16 protein-coding genes, 1 pseudogene and 1 riboswitch are annotated in these 19137 nt (G+C 67.3%); of the genes and pseudogenes, 7 read left to right on the forward strand and 10 right to left on the reverse strand.

The features are described from left to right. Positions 1 to 307 precede the first annotated feature (307 nt). The gene (locus AC5RUH_RS05060; RefSeq protein ID WP_494128066.1) at positions 308 to 931 is read right to left on the reverse strand and encodes an FMN reductase; all 624 of its coding nucleotides are present in this window, start codon (positions 929 to 931) and stop codon (positions 308 to 310) included. A gap of 269 nt (positions 932 to 1200) precedes the next feature. Here AC5RUH_RS05060 and fdhA point away from each other — a divergent pair, with 269 nt between their 5' ends. The 3 genes from fdhA to AC5RUH_RS05075 all read left to right on the forward strand — a co-directional run bounded on the left by fdhA (position 1201) and on the right by AC5RUH_RS05075 (position 4720). Next, positions 1201 to 2412, forward strand: a complete 1212-nt coding sequence (gene fdhA, locus AC5RUH_RS05065) for a formaldehyde dehydrogenase, glutathione-independent (RefSeq protein WP_494001723.1) — start codon at positions 1201 to 1203, stop codon at positions 2410 to 2412. Between the two features lie 34 nt (positions 2413 to 2446). Next, positions 2447 to 2848, forward strand: a complete 402-nt coding sequence (locus tag AC5RUH_RS05070) for a GlcG/HbpS family heme-binding protein (RefSeq protein ID WP_493979553.1) — start codon at positions 2447 to 2449, stop codon at positions 2846 to 2848. Positions 2849 to 3586: 738 nt separating this feature from the next. Beyond that, positions 3587 to 3763: riboswitch (cyclic di-AMP (ydaO/yuaA leader) on the forward strand. 3 nt (positions 3764 to 3766) lie between these two features. Further along, positions 3767 to 4720, forward strand: a complete 954-nt coding sequence (locus tag AC5RUH_RS05075; RefSeq protein ID WP_494128067.1) for a M23 family metallopeptidase — start codon at positions 3767 to 3769, stop codon at positions 4718 to 4720. Between the two features lie 80 nt (positions 4721 to 4800). On the opposite strand, the gene AC5RUH_RS05080 is transcribed toward AC5RUH_RS05075, so the two are convergent. After that, a complete protein-coding gene (locus tag AC5RUH_RS05080) occupies positions 4801 to 5745 on the reverse strand; it encodes an aldo/keto reductase (RefSeq protein WP_494128068.1) in 945 nt (314 codons plus the stop codon). A 148-nt stretch (positions 5746 to 5893) separates the two neighbouring features. Between AC5RUH_RS05080 and AC5RUH_RS05085 the strand changes: the two genes are divergently transcribed. Continuing rightward, positions 5894 to 6322: a very short patch repair endonuclease gene (locus tag AC5RUH_RS05085; RefSeq protein WP_494128069.1), complete on the forward strand. Its 429-nt coding sequence runs from the start codon at positions 5894 to 5896 to the stop codon at positions 6320 to 6322. Between the two features lie 108 nt (positions 6323 to 6430). On the opposite strand, the gene AC5RUH_RS05090 is transcribed toward AC5RUH_RS05085, so the two are convergent. From AC5RUH_RS05090 to AC5RUH_RS05100, 3 genes are all read right to left on the reverse strand, one after another. Next, positions 6431 to 8119 (reverse strand): thiamine pyrophosphate-binding protein, encoded by a 1689-nt coding sequence (locus tag AC5RUH_RS05090; RefSeq protein WP_494128070.1) that lies wholly within the window; start codon positions 8117 to 8119, stop codon positions 6431 to 6433. After that, a complete protein-coding gene (speB, locus tag AC5RUH_RS05095; RefSeq protein ID WP_494128071.1) occupies positions 8116 to 9177 on the reverse strand; it encodes an agmatinase in 1062 nt (353 codons plus the stop codon). Before speB ends, AC5RUH_RS05090 begins: the two co-directional genes overlap by 4 nt. A gap of 281 nt (positions 9178 to 9458) precedes the next feature. Continuing rightward, positions 9459 to 10034 carry a helix-turn-helix domain-containing protein gene (locus AC5RUH_RS05100; protein ID WP_494128072.1) on the reverse strand — a complete coding sequence of 192 codons (576 nt, stop codon included), beginning with the start codon at positions 10032 to 10034 and terminating at the stop codon, positions 9459 to 9461. A gap of 241 nt (positions 10035 to 10275) precedes the next feature. On the opposite strand from AC5RUH_RS05100, the gene AC5RUH_RS05105 reads away from it, so the two are divergent. The 3 genes from AC5RUH_RS05105 (at position 10276) to AC5RUH_RS05115 (ending at position 14486) form a co-directional block, all read left to right on the forward strand. Further along, on the forward strand, positions 10276 to 11745 hold the full coding sequence (locus AC5RUH_RS05105; RefSeq protein ID WP_494128098.1) for a sodium:solute symporter family protein: 1470 nt from the start codon (positions 10276 to 10278) through the stop codon (positions 11743 to 11745). Positions 11746 to 12162: 417 nt separating this feature from the next. Continuing rightward, complete coding sequence (locus AC5RUH_RS05110) at positions 12163 to 13266, forward strand: VIT1/CCC1 transporter family protein (RefSeq protein ID WP_494128099.1); 1104 nt, start codon at positions 12163 to 12165, stop codon at positions 13264 to 13266. Between the two features lie 128 nt (positions 13267 to 13394). Further along, positions 13395 to 14486: a matrixin family metalloprotease gene (locus AC5RUH_RS05115; RefSeq protein WP_494128073.1), complete on the forward strand. Its 1092-nt coding sequence runs from the start codon at positions 13395 to 13397 to the stop codon at positions 14484 to 14486. On the opposite strand, the gene AC5RUH_RS05120 is transcribed toward AC5RUH_RS05115, so the two are convergent. From AC5RUH_RS05120 to purU, 5 genes and pseudogenes are all read right to left on the reverse strand, one after another. Then, entirely contained in the window at positions 14481 to 14738 is a 258-nt protein-coding gene (locus AC5RUH_RS05120; RefSeq protein ID WP_494128101.1) for a hypothetical protein, read from the reverse strand. The two genes, AC5RUH_RS05115 and AC5RUH_RS05120, sit on opposite strands and share 6 nt — an antisense overlap. A 290-nt stretch (positions 14739 to 15028) precedes the next feature. Further along, positions 15029 to 15751: pseudogene (locus AC5RUH_RS05125) on the reverse strand (hypothetical protein); the annotation flags it as partial. Between the two features lie 48 nt (positions 15752 to 15799). Beyond that, positions 15800 to 17467, reverse strand: coding sequence for an MDR family MFS transporter (locus AC5RUH_RS05130; RefSeq protein WP_494001732.1), 1668 nt, complete (start codon positions 17465 to 17467; stop codon positions 15800 to 15802). Further along, the gene (locus AC5RUH_RS05135) at positions 17464 to 18153 is read right to left on the reverse strand and encodes a TetR/AcrR family transcriptional regulator (RefSeq protein WP_494128074.1); all 690 of its coding nucleotides are present in this window, start codon (positions 18151 to 18153) and stop codon (positions 17464 to 17466) included. The genes AC5RUH_RS05130 and AC5RUH_RS05135 overlap by 4 nt, the downstream gene beginning before the upstream one ends. A gap of 103 nt (positions 18154 to 18256) precedes the next feature. Next, on the reverse strand, positions 18257 to 19120 hold the full coding sequence (gene purU, locus AC5RUH_RS05140) for a formyltetrahydrofolate deformylase (protein WP_494001734.1): 864 nt from the start codon (positions 19118 to 19120) through the stop codon (positions 18257 to 18259). Positions 19121 to 19137: the final 17 nt, after the last annotated feature.

A 19137-nucleotide genomic window follows, 5' to 3' on the forward strand; every position in this document is an offset into this window, starting at 1 on the left:
CCAGGCACCGCCGCTGAGCCGGACAACCGGCTCAACGGCGGTGCCTCATCGTTAAAGATGTGTGTCGATGACTTCCTTTGGCCGCCCCGACAGCAGGCTCGTCCTGCGCACGGCGCCGGGCACCAAGCCGACCTAATCGACGGTCAACGACCAGGACTTGTTCGAGGCCGACGGCATCAGCAGCGATGACCAACCGGAACGTTTTTAGCCACGGCAAAGGCCCGGTCGGGGTGGTGACGCTGCGCGGGTGCGCATCGCTGGACCACTCCCGACCGGGCCTTCGTCTTGCTCAGCGGTAGGCGCTCATTCAGTGGCCGACGCTGGCGAGGATCTCCTCGAAGCTTTTGGATTCGACGCCGCCACGGCCGCGCTCGGTTACCGGAGCGCCCTCCACCAGGTCGACCAGTTCGGCGGCCGCCCGGTCCGAGCGCTCCGACAGCCCGCCGGTTCCCGCCTCGCCGGCGCCCCAGTCCTCCGGTGCGGCAAAGACCGTGGTTTGTACCGTGCGGGCACGGAGGTAGCTGAACAGCGGACGGACGGCGTAGTCCAGGGCCAGCGAGTGGCGGGCGCTGCCACCGGTGGCGCCCATCAGCACCGGTTTGCCGGCGAGCGCGCGCGGCTCGACCACATCGAAGAAGGACTTGAACAGCCCGCTGTAGGAGGCGCTGAAGACCGGGGTCACCACGATCAGCGCATCGGCTGCCACGGTTGCCTTGAGCACTTCGTCCAGCTTCGGCGCGGCGTAGCCGGTCACCATGTTGTTGGCGATATCGACGGCGTGGTCACGCAGCTCCACCAGTCGGACCTCGGCCTCGACGCCCTTCAGGCGGAACTGGTCCACGGCAGAGGCAGCCAATTGGTCAGCCAGCATCCGGCTCGAGGACGGAACGCCGAGTCCGGCGGAAATAACAACGATCTTGCGCTCTGACACTGAGACCCTCCTGGTTTGTTCATGCAATCGCATCTAGATGGGTCAACCAAGGCATCGTGAAGATTATTCCGGGGCGAGCCGACGTCGGAGGGCGGGGCGCCACGCTTCGGCGGCGGGCGTCGGCCCGCAAGAAGCACACGAGCCGCCTTCAACGGGCCACAAGAGGTGTTGGACTGCGGGGGCGAGGCTGCCTCAACCCTAGCCAGCCCCCATCCAAGAGGGCTACCGTGGCACCCACCATCCATGACTTCCGCATCAGAGGAATCCCCATGAGCAGCAATCGAGCAGTGGCTTACAAGGAACCCGGCAAGGTCGAAGTGATCGACATCGACTATCCAAGTTTCACGCTCAAGGATGGTCCGGGGGTCCACCCAGACAACGTGGGCCGGCAGGTATCGCACGGAGTCATCCTGCGCACCGTTGCCACCAACATCTGCGGCTCCGACCAGCACATGGTCCGGGGCCGTACTACTGCCCCGAAAAACCTGGTCTTGGGCCATGAAATCACCGGCGAGGTCGTCGACGTCGGCTCCGACGTGGAGTTCATCAAGGTCGGCGACATCGTCTCCGTCCCTTTCAACATCGCGTGCGGACGCTGCCGGAACTGCAAGGAGCGGAAGACCGGCATCTGCCTGAACGTGAATCCGGAGCGCCCGGGCAGCGCCTACGGCTACGTGGACATGGGAGGCTGGGTGGGCGGCCAGGCCGAGTACGTGCTGGTCCCCTACGCCGACTGGAACCTGCTGAAGTTCCCGGACAAGGACCAGGCGCTCGAGAAGATCATGGACCTGACCATGCTCTCCGATATCTTCCCCACCGGCTTCCACGGCGCCGTCACCGCCGGCGTGGGGGTTGGATCCACCGTGTACATTGCCGGCGCCGGCCCCGTGGGGCTGGCCGCTGCGGCCAGTGCCCAGTTGCTCGGCGCCGCCGTCGTGATTGTCGGGGACATGAACGAGGGCCGCCTCGCCCAGGCGCGCAGCTTCGGCTGCGAGACCGTGGACGTCTCCCAGGGCCATCCCAGGGACCAGATCGAACAGCTTTTGGGCGTCCCGGAGGTGGATTGCGGCGTGGACGCGGTGGGTTTCGAGGCCCGCGGGCACGGCAAGGACGCCCAAGAGGCGCCAGCCACCGTGCTGAACTCGCTGATGGAGGTTACTGCGGCCGGCGGGGCGCTGGGCATCCCGGGGCTGTACGTCACCGGCGACCCGGGCGGAATCGACGAGGCCGCGCAGAAGGGCTCGCTCTCGCTCTCGCTGGGCACGGGCTGGGCCAAGTCGCTCTCCTTCACCACGGGGCAGTGCCCGGTGATGAAGTACCACCGCGGCCTGATGATGGCCATCCTGCACGACAGGGTGCAAATAGCGAAGGCCGTGAACGCCACGGCCATCCCCTTGGAGGACGCGCCGAAGGGCTATGCGGAGTTCGACGCCGGTGCCGCCACAAAGTACGTGCTCAACCCCAACGGTTACATCAGCTAGGCCCCGCGACGGGGCCTTGAACCTAGGAGCAAACATGGACACCGTCACCTTGGAAGACGCCCGCCGGGTCATTGCCGCCGCCGAGGCCAAAGCCGCCGACATCGGCCAGCCGATGAACATCGCCGTCGCCGATGCGGGCGGGAACCTGGTCTCGCACGTGCGGATGGACGGGGCGTGGCTGGGCAGCATCGACATCTCGATCAACAAGGCCTTCACCTCGCGGGCGTTCGACATCCAGACCAAGGACCTGGGCGACAACTCGCAGCCGGGCAATCAGTTCTACGGCATCCATGCCAGCAACCACGGCCGCATCATGATTTTCGCCGGCGGCATCCCGCTCTCCCGCGACGGCCAGGTGGTCGGTTCGATCGGCGTCAGCGGCGGCTCCGGGGAGCAGGACCAATCGGTGGCGGAGGCCGGAGCGGCGGCACTCTAGTTTTGGCTCCGGAGCCGGTCAACACCTGATTATCGGCACCGGGCCGCGGACCCGAGTCCGGGTCAGCGCCTGATCGTCGGGACCGGGCCGCCGGCCGGGATTCGGCGTCTGCTCGCCGGGTTTGGCCTGCTGCGCCAGCCGAACTGACCGGTACGCGGCTACATCCGGATGCCTGCCCCTGCTTGTTGCGTTCATCACGGCAGGCCTTCACCGCTTCCGCAGTCTGCGCCGCCACGATCCACTGCTCACTTCCCCGAGAGCAGCACTGCGAAGGCTTGGTGCGCGCCGGGCCGCCAATGCTAACTGGAGGCTGCCCGGCGGAGGCGTTACTCCCGGGCGGGGGTCCGATAACGGCCGGGGAACGGCGTGTAACCTCCGAACACTCCCGGCGCGGGGCCCGGATAACGGCCCGGGAACGGCGTGTAACCTCCGAACACTCCCCGGCGTGTAACTTCCGCTCACTCCCCGGCGCGGGGGCTCCACTAACGGCCCGGGAACGGCGTGCAACCTCCGATCACTCCCCGGTAATCCAGCCGAGTATGCATCCATCTGGAGTTCGCGGCGCTGCCGGGCCGTTAGCGGAGCCCCGCAAGGAATCACCTTAGACCGAGGCACTTCTGGTGACAAGGAACACGGATAACGAATTTGTAACGCCGCGTGTCGCTCCGGTAATTTTGAATTTGTTCCTATCTATCTAGGTAGGCATCCGGTCCGCACGTCTAACCCTGCCAGCGGACCAGAAGAATCGAGCTTTACATCGAAGGCAGGGGCGGAGGAACCACTTACGGTGCTTGGGGGCACCTCGGGGTGAAGTCCTCACCGGCACAGTCCGACACTGAGTTCCGACTGCCGGCAGGACCGAGTGAACTCTCGCTCGAATCCGACAGCTAACTTCGCAGGCGCAAGAGAGGAAACCCTGTGAACAACCCTGTGCGCGGTCGTCGCCGTTCCGACACCCCCACGAATTCCCTGTCCAAGATCTCGCGTTCCGCCCTGGCTAAGATCTCCCGTTCCAGCGAGGGCTCCCCTGCCCGCCGCGAAGGGGAAGCATCCCCGGCGGCCTACTCCCTCGCCCGCAAGACCGGCTTGGCTGCCGTTGCCGCCGGCATCCTGGCCGCGGCAGTGGTCCCGGTGGCCCAAGCCGGCGGCACTACCGACGTAGGTTCCGACCGCGCCTCCGAGCAAAGCCCCGTGCAGATTCAGGCGGCCCAGGAGGCCGAAATCCGCTTTGACCGGGCCAAGGTAGCCAGCAAGGCTACGTCGGAGGAAGCCCAGGTTGCCGCCGAGGCCGCCGAAAAGAAGAAGGCCGACGAAAAGGCGGCGGCCGCCAAGAAGGCTGCAGCCGAGAAGAAGGCGAAGGCCGAAGCTGCGGCCAAGAAGGCTGCAGCGGAGAAGAAGGCAAAGGCCGCGGCCGCAGCCAAGAAGGCCGCCGCAGCCAAGAAGGCCGCCGCAGCCAAGGCGAAGACCGTCGGCTTTGCCACCGGCAAGCTGGCCGCTCCGATCCCGAACATGAACCAGACCTCCGGCTTCGGCTACCGCCAGAACCCGATCACCGGTGCTGCCGGCGAGCTGCACACCGGCATTGACTACGCCATGGCCTGCGGCACCCCTGTCCACGCGGCCGACGGCGGCAAGGTCGTCGAGGCCGGCTGGCAGGTTGGCGGCGGCGGCAACCGCATCGTAATTCAGCACGGCAGCGGCCTGAAGACTACCTACAACCACCTGCAGTCGATCGGCGTTTCGCTGGGCCAGAAGGTGGCCAAGGGCCAGGCCATCGGCCAGCTGGGCACCACCGGCAACTCCACCGGCTGCCACCTGCACTTTGAGGTTGTCAAGGACGGTCAATTGGTGGATCCGGCCGGCTGGCTCTAACCCACCCTTGACGACGGCGGAGCTTCCGCCACCAACGACGGCGATGCCCACCCGGCATCGCCGTCGTCGTTAAGGGCCGGTCAGGCGAAGGGCCTCGACGCCCGGTCCAGGGCGGCGACTTCGTCGGCGGTCAACTCCACGTCCGTGGCGGCCATCAGCTCCGGCAGCTGTTCGGGCGTCCGGGCGCTGGCCAGCGGAGCGGTAATGCCGGGCTTGGTCAGCAGCCAGGCGAGCGCGGTTGTCGTGAGGGAGATGCCGCGCGACTGGGCGACGGTCTCCAACGCGTCGACGACCGCGAAGCCCTCCATCGTGAGGTAATCACGGAGCATGCCGCCGCGCGGGCTGCTGTCGGCGTCATCCGTCGAGTGGTACTTGCCGGACAGGAAACCGGCGGCCAGCGAGTAGTACGGGAACACCGAGAGGTTGTGTTCGCGGGCCAACGGAGCATAGCCCTGTTCGTAGTCTTTGCGGGCCACCAGGTTGTAGTGCGGCTGCAGCGCGACCGGCAGCGCAAAACCGTTCTGCTGGGCGATGTTCATCCACTCGGCGATCCGCTCGGGAGACAGGTTGGACAAACCGATCTGGCGGACCTTGCCCTCCCTCACCAGGGCGTCGAACGCGGCGGCCGCCTCAATCAACGGGGTGCCCTCGTCGTCGTAATGGGCGTAGTACAGGTCGATGTATTCGGTGCCCAGCCGCTGCAGTGAAGCCTCGGCGGCAGCAGCCACGTTCACCGCCGACAGTCCCTGGAGTTCCGGATGACCGCCCACCTTCGTAGCGATGACGACCGATTCGCGGTTTTTCCGTTCGGCCATCCAGCGGCCGATGATCTCCTCGGATTCGCCCCCGCGGTTACCCGGAACCCACGCGGAGTAGCTGTCCGCGGTGTCAATGAAGTCGCCGCCGGCCTCGGTGAAGGCATCCAGCACCTGCTGTGAACCGGACTCGTCCGAGGTCCAGCCGAAGGTGTTGCCGCCCAGAGCGAGCGGGAAGATCTTGATGTCCGAAGTGCCGATCAAGCGCATCGAAGGTCCTTTCAAAGGTAAGGCGCGGCCTTCGCATGCCGCTTACGTTTAACCTAGCAGCGGCGGACGCGTTCCCCGGACGCGGTAACGGCGCCGCCGGGCGGCCGGCGGCCCGCCGGGCAGTACCGTGCTCCCCTAGACTTTACGTATGGCCGACTCGCTGACCCCGCAGCAGCGCAGCGCCAACATGGCCAAAATCCGCGGCAAGAACACCAAACCCGAGCTGTTGGTCCGGAAACTGCTGCATGCCAAGGGATACCGCTACCGCCTGCATGGCAGCGCACGCGGCGGGAAGCTGCCGGGCAAACCGGATCTGGTTTTCGCCGGACGGCGAAAAGTGATTTTCGTCAATGGCTGCTTCTGGCATGCCCATGACTGCAGGGTCGGCCGGCATGCGCCGAAGTCCAATGCCGGCTTCTGGGAAGCCAAGCGGACGCGTACGGCTGCCCGCGACGAAGCCCAACGGTCGGCGCTGCAGGCGGCCGGCTGGCAGGTCCTGACCGTCTGGGAGTGCGAGTTCAAAAAGACCGGCGATCTGGCCGCGCTCGAGGACAAACTGGTCGCTTTCCTCGCCTGAGCCGGCCCACTGGCCAACAGCCCCTCCGCCCGAGGAGAAAACCCGGGGTGGAGAGGCTGTTGGCCGGGCGGCACGCGGCGACGTGGCTGGAGCCCCGCCGGCGTTGCGTCAGAGGTGCGTGGGGGCAAACATCTTCAGCAGTGTCTGGACGACGACGACGTTCGGTCCCTCGGCGGCGAAGCTCTCCCGGAGTGCGGGGCCGACATCCTCCGGCGCCACCCGGCGTGCCGGCACGCCAAAGGCCTGTGCCAGGGCCACGAAGTCCGGCCGCGCCAGTTCCGTTGCCGTCGCCCGGCCGAACGCGCCTTCCATGTATTCGCGCAGGATGCCGTAGCCGCCGTCGTCCACAATCAGCCAGGTGACCGGAAGGTCATGCTGTCGGACGGTGGCCAGCTCGCTAATCGAATACATGGCCGAGCCGTCGCCGGAGACGGCCAGCACGCGTGCGGGCTTTCCCTGGCTGGCCAGGCCGACGCTGCCGCCGATGGCGCCGGGAAAACCGTAGCCCAGGCCGCCGGCGCCCTGCGCCGAGTGGAATTCGCCGTCGCGCGAGTCCCAGCAGCTCCAGGCCCAGTACGCGGAGATGGTCATGTCCCAGAAGGTTTGCATGTCGTCCGGCACGGCCTCGCGGATGTCCGCCATGAAGGTCCGCTCCTTGGCCAGGTCCTGGCTCTCCAGGCGGGCCTGGACCTTGGCCAGGGTGTCTTTGACCAGCTGCTCGGGCGTTTGGCCGTGCCAGTCGGGTCCGTTATCCGGATCGCCGGAGAGGGCAGCGTCCAGCGCCTGCAGTGCCTGGCCGGCGTCGGCGCGGATGCCCAGGGCCGGGCCGTTGGACTCCAGGACGCGGGGTTCGGCGTCGATCTGGATGATCCGGCCCCGCGGTTCCATGGTGAAATAGTTGCTCGTCACTTCACCGAGCGACGAGCCCACGACCAACAGGACGTCCGCATCTTCGAGGAGGTCGGTGACGTACCGGTCCTCGACCCAGGACTGCAGCGAGAGCTCGTGGTTCCACGGGAACGCGCCGTTGCCGCCCGGCGAACAAACCACCGGGGCACGCAGCTTTTCCGCGATGGAGCGCAGCCACGGTTCTGCCTTGCCCCGGCGGGCGCCGCCGCCGGCGATGATCGCCGGCCGCTTGGCCTCGGAGAGCCAGTGCACGGCCTCCTTAACCAGCTCGGTCCGCGGCGGGTTGTCGAATGCCTCGGCCAGCGCGTCCTCCACCGGCGGCACCATGATCGGGTCCAGCAGCACGTTTTGCGGCACCTCCACCCAGACCGGTCCCTGCGGCGACGAGATCGCTTCGGTCCACGCGTCCTGAATGGCCGACGGGATGCCGGACGCGTGCTGGATCAACCGCTGGCTTTTGGTGACGTTGGCCGCCGATGCCTTCTGGTCATCGAGCTGGTGCAGCATGCCCTTGCGGCGCGCGCCCAGACCTTCCAGTGGAATCTGGCTGGCAATGACCACCATCGGCACGCCGGTGGCATAGGCCTCCTGCAGCCCGGCCAACGAGGTCAGGGCGCCGGGGCCGGTGGAGAGGAACAGCACGCCGACCTCGCCGGTGGCACGCGAGAACCCGTCCGCCGCGAAGGCGGAGTTGTTCTCCACCCGGGATGAGACGAAGCGCAACGGCGAACGGGACAACGCGTCGAACAATCCCAAGGCGTGCTGCCCCGGGATCCCGAACACCGTCGTCGCGCCCAACGCGCTGAGGGTTTCGACGACGAGGTCCCCGCCGTTGCGAACGGTCGGTTCGGCCGGTGCCGTGGAGTCGGCTTTGCCTGCTGCTGTCATTCGAAGGACTCCTGATCCGATCCCTTGCCGCCGCCGACTGGCGCGCCCGCGCGCTTCAGCGCCTGGGCGCTGTAGCCGTTGCCGGACCCGCCTGCCGCGGTATCGGCCATCAGCGAGACAAGTTCGTACGCCACGTGGCTGCCGGCAACCCCTGTCATCTCCGCGTGATCATAGGCGGGGGACACTTCCACCACGTCGGCGCCGACGAGGTTCATGCCGCGGAACCCGCGGATGATTTCCAGCAACTCGCGGCTGGTGATCCCGCCGGCCTCCGGGGTGCCGGTGCCGGGTGCGTGGGCCGGATCCAGTACGTCGATGTCGACCGAAATGTAGAGCGGGGTGTCGCCGATCCGGTCGCGCAGCTTAGCCACCACCTCGCGGACGCCCTCGTAGTAAACGTCCGAACTGGTGACGATGCCGAAACCGAAACGATGGTCGTCGTCGAGGTCCTTCTTGCCGTAGAGGGGGCCGCGGGTGCCCACGTGGCAAATGGCCTCGGTGTCCAGGATGCCTTCCTCCACGGCCCGGCGGAACGGAGTGCCATGCGTGTACTCGGCACCGAAGTAGGTGTCCCAGGTATCGAGGTGCGCATCGAAATGCAGCATGGCGACCGGACCGCCGGCACGCTCGGCGGCCGCGCGGAGCAGCGGCAGGGCGATGGTGTGGTCACCGCCGAGGGTGACCAGCTTGGTGCCGGCGGCGGTCAGGTCGAGGGCGTTCTGCTGAATGGTCTCGATGGCTTCGTTGATGTTGAACGGGTTCACGGCCATGTCGCCGGCGTCGGCCACCTGGACCTCTTCGAACGGGCTCAGGTCCCATGCGGGATTGTACGGCCGCAGCAGCCGCGAAGCCTCGCGGACGTGGTTGGCGCCGAAGCGGGCGCCGGGGCGGTAGGACACGCCGGAATCGAAGGGTACGCCGACGACGGCGATGTCCGCCTGCTGCACCTGGTCCAGGCGGGGCAGCCGGGCGAAGGTGGCGGCTCCGGCGTACCGCGGGATGCGGGACGAATCGATCGGGCCAAGATGGCCGTTGGCTTCCACACGTAGCTCTTCCATGGTTCTCCTCTGAGGGGTGCGGGCGGCGGGCTGGGGGTCGGTCATTCGGAGCCGCGGATGGCTGCGTGCCGTACTGGAACGACCGACTGACGGTTGCCTCATGTGCAACATCTGTTGCCTGTGATGTTATTTGTGGTGGGGGTAACAGTCAAGGCCGCGGTCCGGGCGGCAAGGCGGCAGGGCGGCCAACGCGGAACGGCGCGGCGGCTATCGCGGCACGGACGCCACGGCTACACGGCACTGGCGGCTACCGCGGCACGGACGGCAGCGCAACACGGGCACTAGCGCGCGGCCGCCGGGACCAGCGTCCAGGTGACGATGGCCTCTTCGTCGGTCTCGTTTATCCACGTGTGCGGCTCCCGCCCGGAGAAGGAGATGGTGTCACCGGCGTCGAGTTCGTAGCGCTCGGAGGTAAAGACCAGCGTGATTTTGCCGGCGATCACGTGCAGGACATCCACGTCGCAGTCCACGGAGTAGAGATCGGCCTCCCCGCGGCCCCGCGGTTCGATCACGGCACGGATGATTTGCAACCGGCGCTCGTGCCGGGCGGTCAGCAGCTCCTCCTTGATGCCTTCGCCGCCCAGATTGATCCGCGGCCCCTCCCCCGCGCGCGAGACGTGCGTTTCCGGCATCGAGAAGAGGTCACCGATGGAGATGGACAGCACCTGGCACAGGGTGACCAGCGAGGCTACCGACGGCGAAGTCAGGTCGCGCTCCACCCGGCTGAGAAATCCCTTGGTGAGCCCTGTCGAATCTGCCACCTGTTCGATGGTCATGCGCTGACCTTGGCGTGCGGCGCGGATCCGCGAACCTATGGCCACCGGGTCATTGCTGGGCTCGACTGGCAGTGCCTTCACTAATCATCCTTCTCGGTGCAGAGTTGACGGAGGTGGCATGCAGGGGTGGCCGAACCACCCCTGCGGAACCAGCGGCAGCGTGGCCGAGTTGACCTGTGCCGCGTGCCACATTTAGCTTAACACTCAACACTTGTTGCCCCACAGGCAATTTTCGGCATGTGTTCCGCGCTATTCTCCCCTGGAGTCTCCCTTGGACAATCAAATCGTCAACGTCGTGATCGTGGTGGCCTATCTGGCCGCCATGCTGCTCTTCGGATGGTGGGGCAAAAGCCGCACCAAGAACACCAGCGACTATCTGGTGGCCGGCCGCCGTCTCGGCCCCGTCCTCTACACCGGCACGATGGCCGCCGTCGTTCTGGGCGGAGCCTCCACCGTCGGCGGGGTGGGCCTGGGCTACAAGTGGGGCATCTCCGGGATGTGGCTGGTCGTCGCGATCGGCTCGGGCGTGCTGTTGCTGAGCCTGCTCTTCGCCCCGACCCTGCAGAAGTTGAAGATCTACACCGTGGCACAGATGCTCACACTGCGGTACGGCGTGCATGCCACCAAGGTGTCGGGCATCGTTATGCTGGCGTACACGCTCATGCTCTGCGCCACGTCCACCGGGGCGTACGCCACCATCATGGTGGTGCTCTTCGGCTGGGAGCGCTGGCTGTCCATCGCCGTCGGCGGCGCCATTGTGCTGATTTACTCCACGGTCGGCGGCATGTGGTCCATCACGCTGGCCGACATGGCACAGTTCATCATCAAGACTGTCGGCGTCTTCCTGCTGATGCTGCCGTTCACCTGGTCGGCCGCCGGCGGCCTGGACGGCATCCGCTCGCGCGTCGATGCGGAGTTCTTCTCGCTGACCGGCATCGGCGTCCAGACCATCATCACCTACTTCGTGGTCTACACGCTGGGCCTGCTCATCGGTCAGGACATCTGGCAGCGCGTCTTCACCGCCCGCAACCCGGGGGTCGCCCGCTGGGGCGGCGCGACGGCCGGCATCTACTGCATCCTCTACGGAGCCGCCGGCGCCCTGATCGGCATGGCGGCCTCCGTGGCACTGCCGGCCATCGAAGTCGAGGACGACGTCTACGCGGACGTGGCCATGAACCTGCTGCCCATCGGCATCGGCGGCATTGTGCTGGCCGCGGCCGTGGCCGCGATGATGTCGACGGCGTCCGGCTGCCTGATCGCCGCGGCGACGGTGGCCCGCGCCGACGTGGTGCCGTTCGTGGCCTCCTGGTTCGGCAAGCACGTCCATTACGACCACGAGAACACCGAACACGATGTGGCCGGCAACCGGTGGTGGGTCTTCGGCCTGGGTGCTGTCTCCATCCTGCTGGCCATCGTGGTGCAGGACGTGGTCGCCGCGCTGACCATTGCGTACGACATCCTGGTGGGCGGCCTGCTGGTCGCGATCCTGGGCGGCCTGATCTGGAAGCGCGGCACCGGCCTGGGCGCCGCGTGGTCCATGGCGGCCGGCACCATCGTCACGCTGACCACCATGATCGTGCTGGAGATTAACGCCGAGGAACAATATGCCGGCGTTTACGCCAACGAGCCGATCTACTACGGCCTGATCGCCTCCGCGCTGGTCTACGTGGGAGTGTCGCTGCTCACGAAGCCCACCGATGCCGCCGTGCGCCAGGCGTGGGACCGCCGGGTGGCGGGGCAGGCAACGGAGGAAGTCCCGGTCGAGGGCCCCGACGAGGTCGCCACGCGCTGACGCGGTGCGCTGCCACATACGTCTGCTGGCGTGGGCTCTGCCCCGAACGGCAGCTGAGGCTGGCGCCTTGCCCGAACGTCTGCTGACGCTGGTGCCTGGGTCCGGCTAGGAGACGGTGACGGCAGGGCGGTCCTCAAGGGACCGCCCCGACCGGCTACAATGGAGGTTGCGAAGGGGAGTAGCTCCACCGCCGCGCGGTTAACGCGCACTGGGCGTGGAGGCCTGTCGACACACTGGCCAGCGTTAGCGGCCCGGCAGTCCACCTGAGCGCAGGGCAGGTACCGCCTGTTCCGCTGCGCCCGGGCGAGCGAGACCTTCGGTCAGTTGATGGTTAACTGACCGGAGATCGTCGAACCGTCTCCGGTCCGACTCAGGAGCAGCGTGACAACGAGCCCCGATCCAGCCGGCCCCGACCCTATGGACGCCCACACCGACGGCAAGGCATCGCCGTCGAAATCCGACATCCGGCTGTGGCGCCGCTATCTTGCCGACGAACGCGCCGAAGCCGCCATCTACCGCGATCTGGCAAGGCGCCGCGAGGGCGAGGAACGCGAGATCCTGCTGGCCCTGGCCGACGCCGAGGGCCGGCACGAAAAACACTGGCGCGATCTGCTGGGCAAGCATGCCGGACAAAGGCTGCGGCCCTCGTTGCGCCGGACCGTGCTGCGGTTCCTGGCCCGCAGCTTCGGCTCGGTGTTCGTGCTGGCCCTGGCGCAACGGGCCGAGAGCCGCTCCCCCTACGGCAGTGAGCCTGCGGCCACCGAGGCCATGGCCGCCGACGAACTGATTCACGAAGAGGTCATCCGCGGCCTGGCCACCCGCGGCCGAGCCCGGCTCTCCGGCAACTTCCGTGCGGCGGTCTTCGGCGCGAACGACGGACTGGTCTCGAACCTTGCCCTGATCATGGGCATCGGTGCCACCGGGGTCTCCAGTGGATTCATCCTGTTCAGCGGCTTCGCCGGCCTCCTCGCCGGCGCACTGTCCATGGGCGCCGGTGAGTACGTGTCCGTGCGCTCCCAGCGCGAGTTGCTCTCCGCCACCCGCCCCACCCAGATCACCCTGCAGGCAGCGCCGGACCTGGACCTGAACGCGAATGAACTCGTGCTCGTGTACCGTGCGCGGGGCATGACCCAAGAAGCAGCCGAACACCGTGCCGCCGAACGGATGGGCTACCTGGACTGCGACTGCGATCCGAGCCTCTCCCTGCAGCCGCCGGAAACGTACATTAACGATTATCAGGAGATCGGCACCGGCTGGAATGCCGCCCTGTCCAGTTTCCTGTTCTTCTCGAGCGGGGCGCTGATTCCGATCCTGCCCTACATCTTCGGCATGCAGGGTACCGCGGCCGTGGTAGTCGCGCTCGTGCTGGTCGGCGTGGCACTGCTTGTCACCGGCGGAATCGTGGGGCTGCTGTCCGGGGCCTCGCCGCTCAAGCGGGCCCTGCGGCAGCTGGCGATCGGCTTCGGTGCGGCGCTGGCCACCTACCTGCTGGGTTCCTTGTTCGGCACCACAGCGCTCTGACCCCGCTGGCCGCCCGTCCTGTTCACCCGCGGGTTACCGGACAGACCCCTACCGTTTGTCTCACGGCTTGGTTACCCTGAGGCAAGCGGTGCAACGATGCACCGCCGTCCGCCATGCCGAGGGGGACCATGAATTGGCCGCCGACCGAGGGCCCGGGCCATGCGCCGGGCGGGGCCCGGCCTGTGCCGGAAGCCGGGACGGGGCAGGAACCCCGGCGGGTCGCCACCGACGCCGCCGAGCCCCGGAAGCCGCAGCCCGACCAGGGGCAGGTCTGGATCAACCCGACGGCGCGGCCGGCGCGCGCTCCCGTGCAGATGCCCACACTGACACGGGTCCCGCAGGCCCCGGCCGCCCGGAGAGAACCGGACCACCGGGACCCGTCACCGTTCGGCAAATTCATCCTGCTGGCCGCCGCTGCGTCGCTGGCGGCGTGGGCCGTCATCTGGATGGCCCAACCGGGGCCCGCCCCGGCTGTGCAACCCGGCGGGGCCGCCGCCCTGAATGGGGTACCGTTCGATGCCGGCTCCACTCTCAAGGGTCCGGGCCATGGCGGCTTTCCGCCGTCGGGAGTCGACGCCGCGGACGAACCGCTGGGAGTGCCCGCACCCCTCAATGAGGAGAGCAGTTCCTACCGATTCCTGCCCTCGCCGTCCAAGCAGGACTACCTCGCCTACGACCCGTGCCGCCCGATCCGGTATGTGGTCCGCACTGCCGACTCCCCCGCGGGCAACATCGAGCTGGTCCATGAGGCGGTGGACCACGTCTCGGATGCCACCGGCCTGCAGTTCATTTACGAAGGAACCACGACCGAACGGCCCGCCGAGCGGCGCCGGTCCTACCAGCCAGAACGCTACGGCGAGCGCTGGGCGCCGGTGCTGATCGCCTGGTCGGACCCGGAGCAGAGCCCCTCCTTGGCCGGTCCGACCATCGGCTTGGGCGGCAGCGGCTGGGCATCGCGGGGCGGGGTTTCCGCTTACGTATCGGGTCAGATCGAACTGGACACCCCGCAGTTCCGCCAACTGCTGGGTGCCCCCGATGGCAAAGGCGCCGCCCGGGCGATCATCATGCACGAGCTGGGCCACCTGATCGGCCTGGACCACGTTGAGGATCCCAGCCAGCTGATGTACGCGCAGGCCTCGCACGACATCCTCACCTTTGCCGACGGCGACCTCACCGGCCTGGCGTTGCTGGGCCAGGGCGAGTGCGTGCCCGAGCTATAGAACCTCGAGGGCCTGCTCCACGGTGTCCACGAGGTGCACGGATCCCTCCATGGACCGCCCGCGCGCCAGCGCCTGCAGCAACGGCCAGGCAGGCATTTCCTCGGTCCAGTACTTGCGCCCGACCAGCACCATCGGCGCGAGCGCTTCCGGGGTGGCGTAGTAGTTTTCGCAGGCGTCCTGGAAAATTTCCTGCACCGTGCCGCCGGCGCCGGGCAGGAACACGATTCCGCCGTCGCAGCGCTGCAGCAGCACGGCCTCTCGCAGGGCGTTGCCGAAGTACTTGGCGATGTGGGTGGCAAACAGGTTCGGCGGCTCGTGCCCGTAGTGCAGGTGGGGATGCCCAGATTCGCGACGCCGGGTCCGGCTTTGGCGAGCACGTCGGCCGCCGCGCGGGCCCAGTCGGTGACGGACGGCCGGAAGCCGGGGACCCCGGCCAGCCGGTCCAGCGCGTCGGCAAACTCGTCATCGCCGGACGCGGAGAGTCGCGCTCCCAGGTTGGCGGCCTCCATCGCGCCCGGGCCGCCGCCGGTCGCCACGGCATACCCCTCCCTGGCGAGCAGCCTGCCCAGCCGGGCGGCGCCGTCGTAAATGGTGCTGCCCCGCTCGGCAGCGTGCCCGCCCATCACCCCCACCATCCTCCGGCCGGCGAACACGGTGGAGAACAGCGCCTCCATGGCATCGCCGATGGCATGGTCGTGCAGGCTCGCCGCGAGCGTGGAGTCCAGGTCATGGCGGGTGGCGGACCGCGACGACCAGGCGTAGACCTGCGCGTCCAGCGTCCCTTCGTAGGGTCCGGTGTCCAGCCCGCTGTAGAGCTCGGCGGCGGTGTAAACCTGGCCGCGGTACGGGTCGAACGGGACGCCGGGCAGCGTGGGGAAGATCAGCGCGCCGTTGCGGTGAAGCCAGTCCTCGGTGGCGGCCTCGAACGTGCACCCAAGGAACACCGAGCCGGCCGGGTCCATGCTGAGCAGGGCCTCCGTGCGGCCGCTGAGATCCACCGATTGGAAGTGCCAGCCGTTCATCGACGGCGGTCCCCCGTCCGTCGCCGAATGCCGGTCGGGTCGCGGCCCGCGGTCTGGCCTCAGGCCGGCCGGTCCCCCGCCTGGCTGTGGTTCGCCGGATGGCCTCGCATGGCTGGCGGGCCGGCGTCCGCCGTCGCCCGCTGCCCCGGCTCGAGGAGCCTGGGCGACGAGCCGGTCGAAGTGCTCGAGCGACTCAATCTCGACGACGCGCGGTTCCTTGTGCAGTGCCGCTGACGCTCCCATGCAGCCAGCATAACCGTCGACTCGAAGCTGCCCGCGGTGGTCCGGGCGCTACCTGTTGCTGGCTTCGGTTTGGCGCAGGTCCGTGTTCGCCGGCGGGTTGCCCTCGGTCGCGGAGGTGATCGCGAGATTCCCCTCCGAGGCCGCCTCGGCCAGGACGTCCGGCTCCAGCGAGGTGGCCAACGGCTTTTCCACCACGAACATGCACAGCACGGTGGCGGCAATGGCCATCGGCACCATGAACAGGAACAGCGGCATCAGGGCTTCGTTGTAGGACTCGACAATAACGTCGTGTACCGGTGCGGGCAGGCCGGCGACCATGTCCGGCGTCAGCGAGTTCCCGCCTCCGGTGGCCGCGACGGCGGCTGCCGGCAGGCGGTCATTGAGGAGGTTGACCAGGCGGTGGGCGAACAGGCTTCCCACGACGGCCGAGCCGAGCGTGGCGCCGATCTGGCGGAAGAAGTTGTTGGCCGCCGTCGCCGTGCCCACCTGCCGCAGCGGGAAGGAGTTCTGCACGATCAGCACCAGGATCTGCATGTTCAGGCCCAGGCCAAGGCCCAGCAGGCCCAGATAAACGCAGAGCACCCAGACGGGCGTGTCCGCGCGCACGAAGTACATCAGCAGCAGGGCCACAGCCATCACCGCCGAACCGGCCACCGGCATCCACTTGTAACGGCCGGTCCTTGAGACCAGGATTCCGGAGGTCATGGACGACGCGAGCAGCGCGGCCATCATGGGAATCATCAGCATCCCGGCCGCCGTCGCCGACACGCCGGCAGCCATCTGGAAGTAGGTGGGCATGTAGCCGAGGGCCCCGAACATGGCCACGGAGATCAGCAGGCCCGCGATGGTGGTCATAATGAAGTTGCGGTCACGGAACATGGACATGGGAATGATGGGTTCGGCGGTCTTGCGCTCCACCAGCACGAACCCGACGGCGGCCAGCACGGTGCCTGCAATGAGGGCGATGAGCACCGGGTCGGACCAGGCGAAGGTGCTGCCGCCCCAGCTGCTCACCAGGACCAGGCCGGTGGTCGCGGCCGCCATCAGCAGCATGCCCCAGAGGTCGAGCTTCGGCCGCACCTTGACGGGACGGGACTTCAGGAAGAACAGCGCGCCAATCAAGGCCAAGACGCCCACGGGAAGGTTGAACCAGAAGGCCCAGCGCCAGCCCGGTCCCTCGGTGAACCAGCCGCCCAGCAGCGGTCCGACCACGGAGGAGAACGCAAAGACTCCGCCCATGGCGCCCATGTACTTGCCGCGTTCGCGGGCGGGAACCACATCGGCAATGATGGCCTGCGACAGGATCATCAGTCCGCCGCCGCCCAGCCCCTGCACCACACGGGAAGCAATGAGCCAGCCCATGTCCGGCGCCAGGGCGCCGATGACCGAGCCGATCAGGAACATAATGATCGCCGCGACCAGCAGGTATTTGCGGCCGATCTGGTCGCCCAGCTTGCCGTAGATGGGCATCATGACCGTGGCGGCCAGGATGTAGGCGGTGATCACCCAGAGCATCAGGTTGGCGCCGTTGAGCTCGCCCACGATGGTGGGCAGTGCGGTGGCCAGGATGGTCTGGTTCAGGGCGGCCAGCAACATGGCCATCATCAGCGCAACGAATACCAGCAGCAGGTTGCCATGGCTGTGGCCATGGTGCTCCGGCCGGGACGTCGCGGATGCCGGTGGGCGCTGTAGCGCCTGTCGGCTTTCGTTGTTCATTCGGATTCCTTCAGAACTGCGCGCAGCAAGGCCAGGCTGTGTTCCAGGGCCTCGGTCTGCGATTCCAGGGTGGGTTGGGACATGGTTTTTTGCATGGCAAAGCGGATTGCTGCGCCTGCCGTCATGACCAGCATGCGGGCGGCGTCTTCGGCGGTGTACTGCCCGCCGACGGGATGGGCGGCCAGGATTCGTTCAGCGTCCGCAAGCCGGTCGGAGCCGGCGAGCAGTTCGGAGACTGCGGTGGTGACCAATTGCTCCACCTTGACGATGTACTGGACTCGGCGGTGCAGCAGGTGCGGGTGCTTGCGCAGGATCAGGTGGCGGGTGGCATCGTCTCCGCCGTGGATAGAGCGGGTGACCGCCAGCATCAACTTGCCGACTTCGTCCAGCAGATTGGCGTGGACGTCGAATTCGGCCAGCATGGCATCGTCAAGCACCGGCTCGCGCAGGCCCAGCACCGCGTCTTCTTTGCACGTGAAGTAGTTGAAGAAGGTGCGCGGGGAAACTCCGGCGGAGACCGCCACCGCATCCACGGTGACGGCCTCGATTCCGTCTTCCAGAGCCGCTTCCGCCGCGGCGTCATGCAGGGCGGCCCAGCACTCGGCCCGCTTGCGCTCACGCAGGGAATTTAGTTGACTCACCGAACCAGTGTGCCAGCGCTCCCGCTCTTGCACAAGTGCAAACATTCATTCCTGCAAGAATTGGAGCAACGTCACACCGGCAAACGAAGGAGAGGATCGGTGGCATCCGTGGCAGCTCAGCGGTAAGAAAGCAACCAACCGCGCGCTCCTACCGCAGCACCACGGTGCGGTTGCCGTGCAGGATGACCCGGCCCTCGCAGTGCCACTTGACCGCGTTGGTCAGGGCCTTGCACTCGGTGTCGCGGCCGGCGGCGACCAGGTCCTCCGGCCCGAAGGTGTGGTCGACTTCCACCGTCTGCTGGGCGATGATCGGGCCTTCGTCGAGTTCGGCGTTGACGTAGTGCGCGGTGGCCCCCACGGTTTTCACTCCCTTTTCGTAGGCCTGGTGATAGGGCTTGGCCCCCTTGAAGCTGGGCAGGAAGGAGTGATGGATGTTGATGGTGCGCCCGGTCAGCTCGCGGCTCAGGTGGTCGCTGAGGACCTGCATATAGCGGGCCAGCACTACCAGCTCCACGTTGTGGGCATCGATCAGTTGCAGCAGCTCGGCCTCGGCGGCCGGTTTCGTGTCCGGCGTGACCGGCACGTGGTAATACGGGACCTCATGCCATTCCACCAGCCCCTTGTGGTCCAGATGGTTGGACACGACGGCGACAATCTCCACCGGCAGCTCCCCCATCCGGGAGCGGAAGAGCAGGTCGTTCAGGCAGTGCCCGAACTTCGACACCATCACCAGCACCCGCCGCCTGCGGCCCTTGGGTTCCAGCTGCCACGCCATGCCGTACTGCTCGGCCAACGGGGCAAACGCCTCGCGCAGCCGCTCCGTGGAGTTGGTTCCGCCGTTCTCCCCGGCGAAGTCGGTGCGCATGAAGAAATGCCCGGCCCGCCGGTCGTCGAACTGCTTGAGCTCCTGGATGCTCTGGCGGTGCTCGACCAGGAAACCGGAGACCGCGTGGACGATACCCAACCGCTCCGGGCAGTCGAGGGTCAGGATGTGCTCGTGGTGGATCGGCATGGTTGCTACCCCGTTTC

The organism is Arthrobacter sp. Y3223166 (genome assembly GCF_059090935.1).

Excerpts from the sequence above, each read along its gene's own strand:
- AC5RUH_RS05115 (WP_494128073.1), top strand. The coding sequence starts at position 13,395 with ATGAATTGGCCGCCGACCGAGGGCCCGGGCCATGCGCCGGGCGGGGCC.
- speB (WP_494128071.1), bottom strand. The coding sequence starts at position 9,177 with ATGGAAGAGCTACGTGTGGAAGCCAACGGCCATCTTGGCCCGATCGAT.
- AC5RUH_RS05130 (WP_494001732.1), bottom strand. The coding sequence starts at position 17,467 with ATGAACAACGAAAGCCGACAGGCGCTACAGCGCCCACCGGCATCCGCG.
- AC5RUH_RS05085 (WP_494128069.1), top strand. The coding sequence starts at position 5,894 with ATGGCCGACTCGCTGACCCCGCAGCAGCGCAGCGCCAACATGGCCAAA.
- AC5RUH_RS05105 (WP_494128098.1), top strand. The coding sequence starts at position 10,276 with ATGCTGCTCTTCGGATGGTGGGGCAAAAGCCGCACCAAGAACACCAGC.
- AC5RUH_RS05135 (WP_494128074.1), bottom strand. The coding sequence starts at position 18,153 with ATGTTTGCACTTGTGCAAGAGCGGGAGCGCTGGCACACTGGTTCGGTG.
- AC5RUH_RS05110 (WP_494128099.1), top strand. The coding sequence starts at position 12,163 with ATGGACGCCCACACCGACGGCAAGGCATCGCCGTCGAAATCCGACATC.
- AC5RUH_RS05080 (WP_494128068.1), bottom strand. The coding sequence starts at position 5,745 with ATGCGCTTGATCGGCACTTCGGACATCAAGATCTTCCCGCTCGCTCTG.
- AC5RUH_RS05090 (WP_494128070.1), bottom strand. The coding sequence starts at position 8,119 with ATGACAGCAGCAGGCAAAGCCGACTCCACGGCACCGGCCGAACCGACC.
- AC5RUH_RS05070 (WP_493979553.1), top strand. The coding sequence starts at position 2,447 with ATGGACACCGTCACCTTGGAAGACGCCCGCCGGGTCATTGCCGCCGCC.
- purU (WP_494001734.1), bottom strand. The coding sequence starts at position 19,120 with ATGCCGATCCACCACGAGCACATCCTGACCCTCGACTGCCCGGAGCGG.
- fdhA (WP_494001723.1), top strand. The coding sequence starts at position 1,201 with ATGAGCAGCAATCGAGCAGTGGCTTACAAGGAACCCGGCAAGGTCGAA.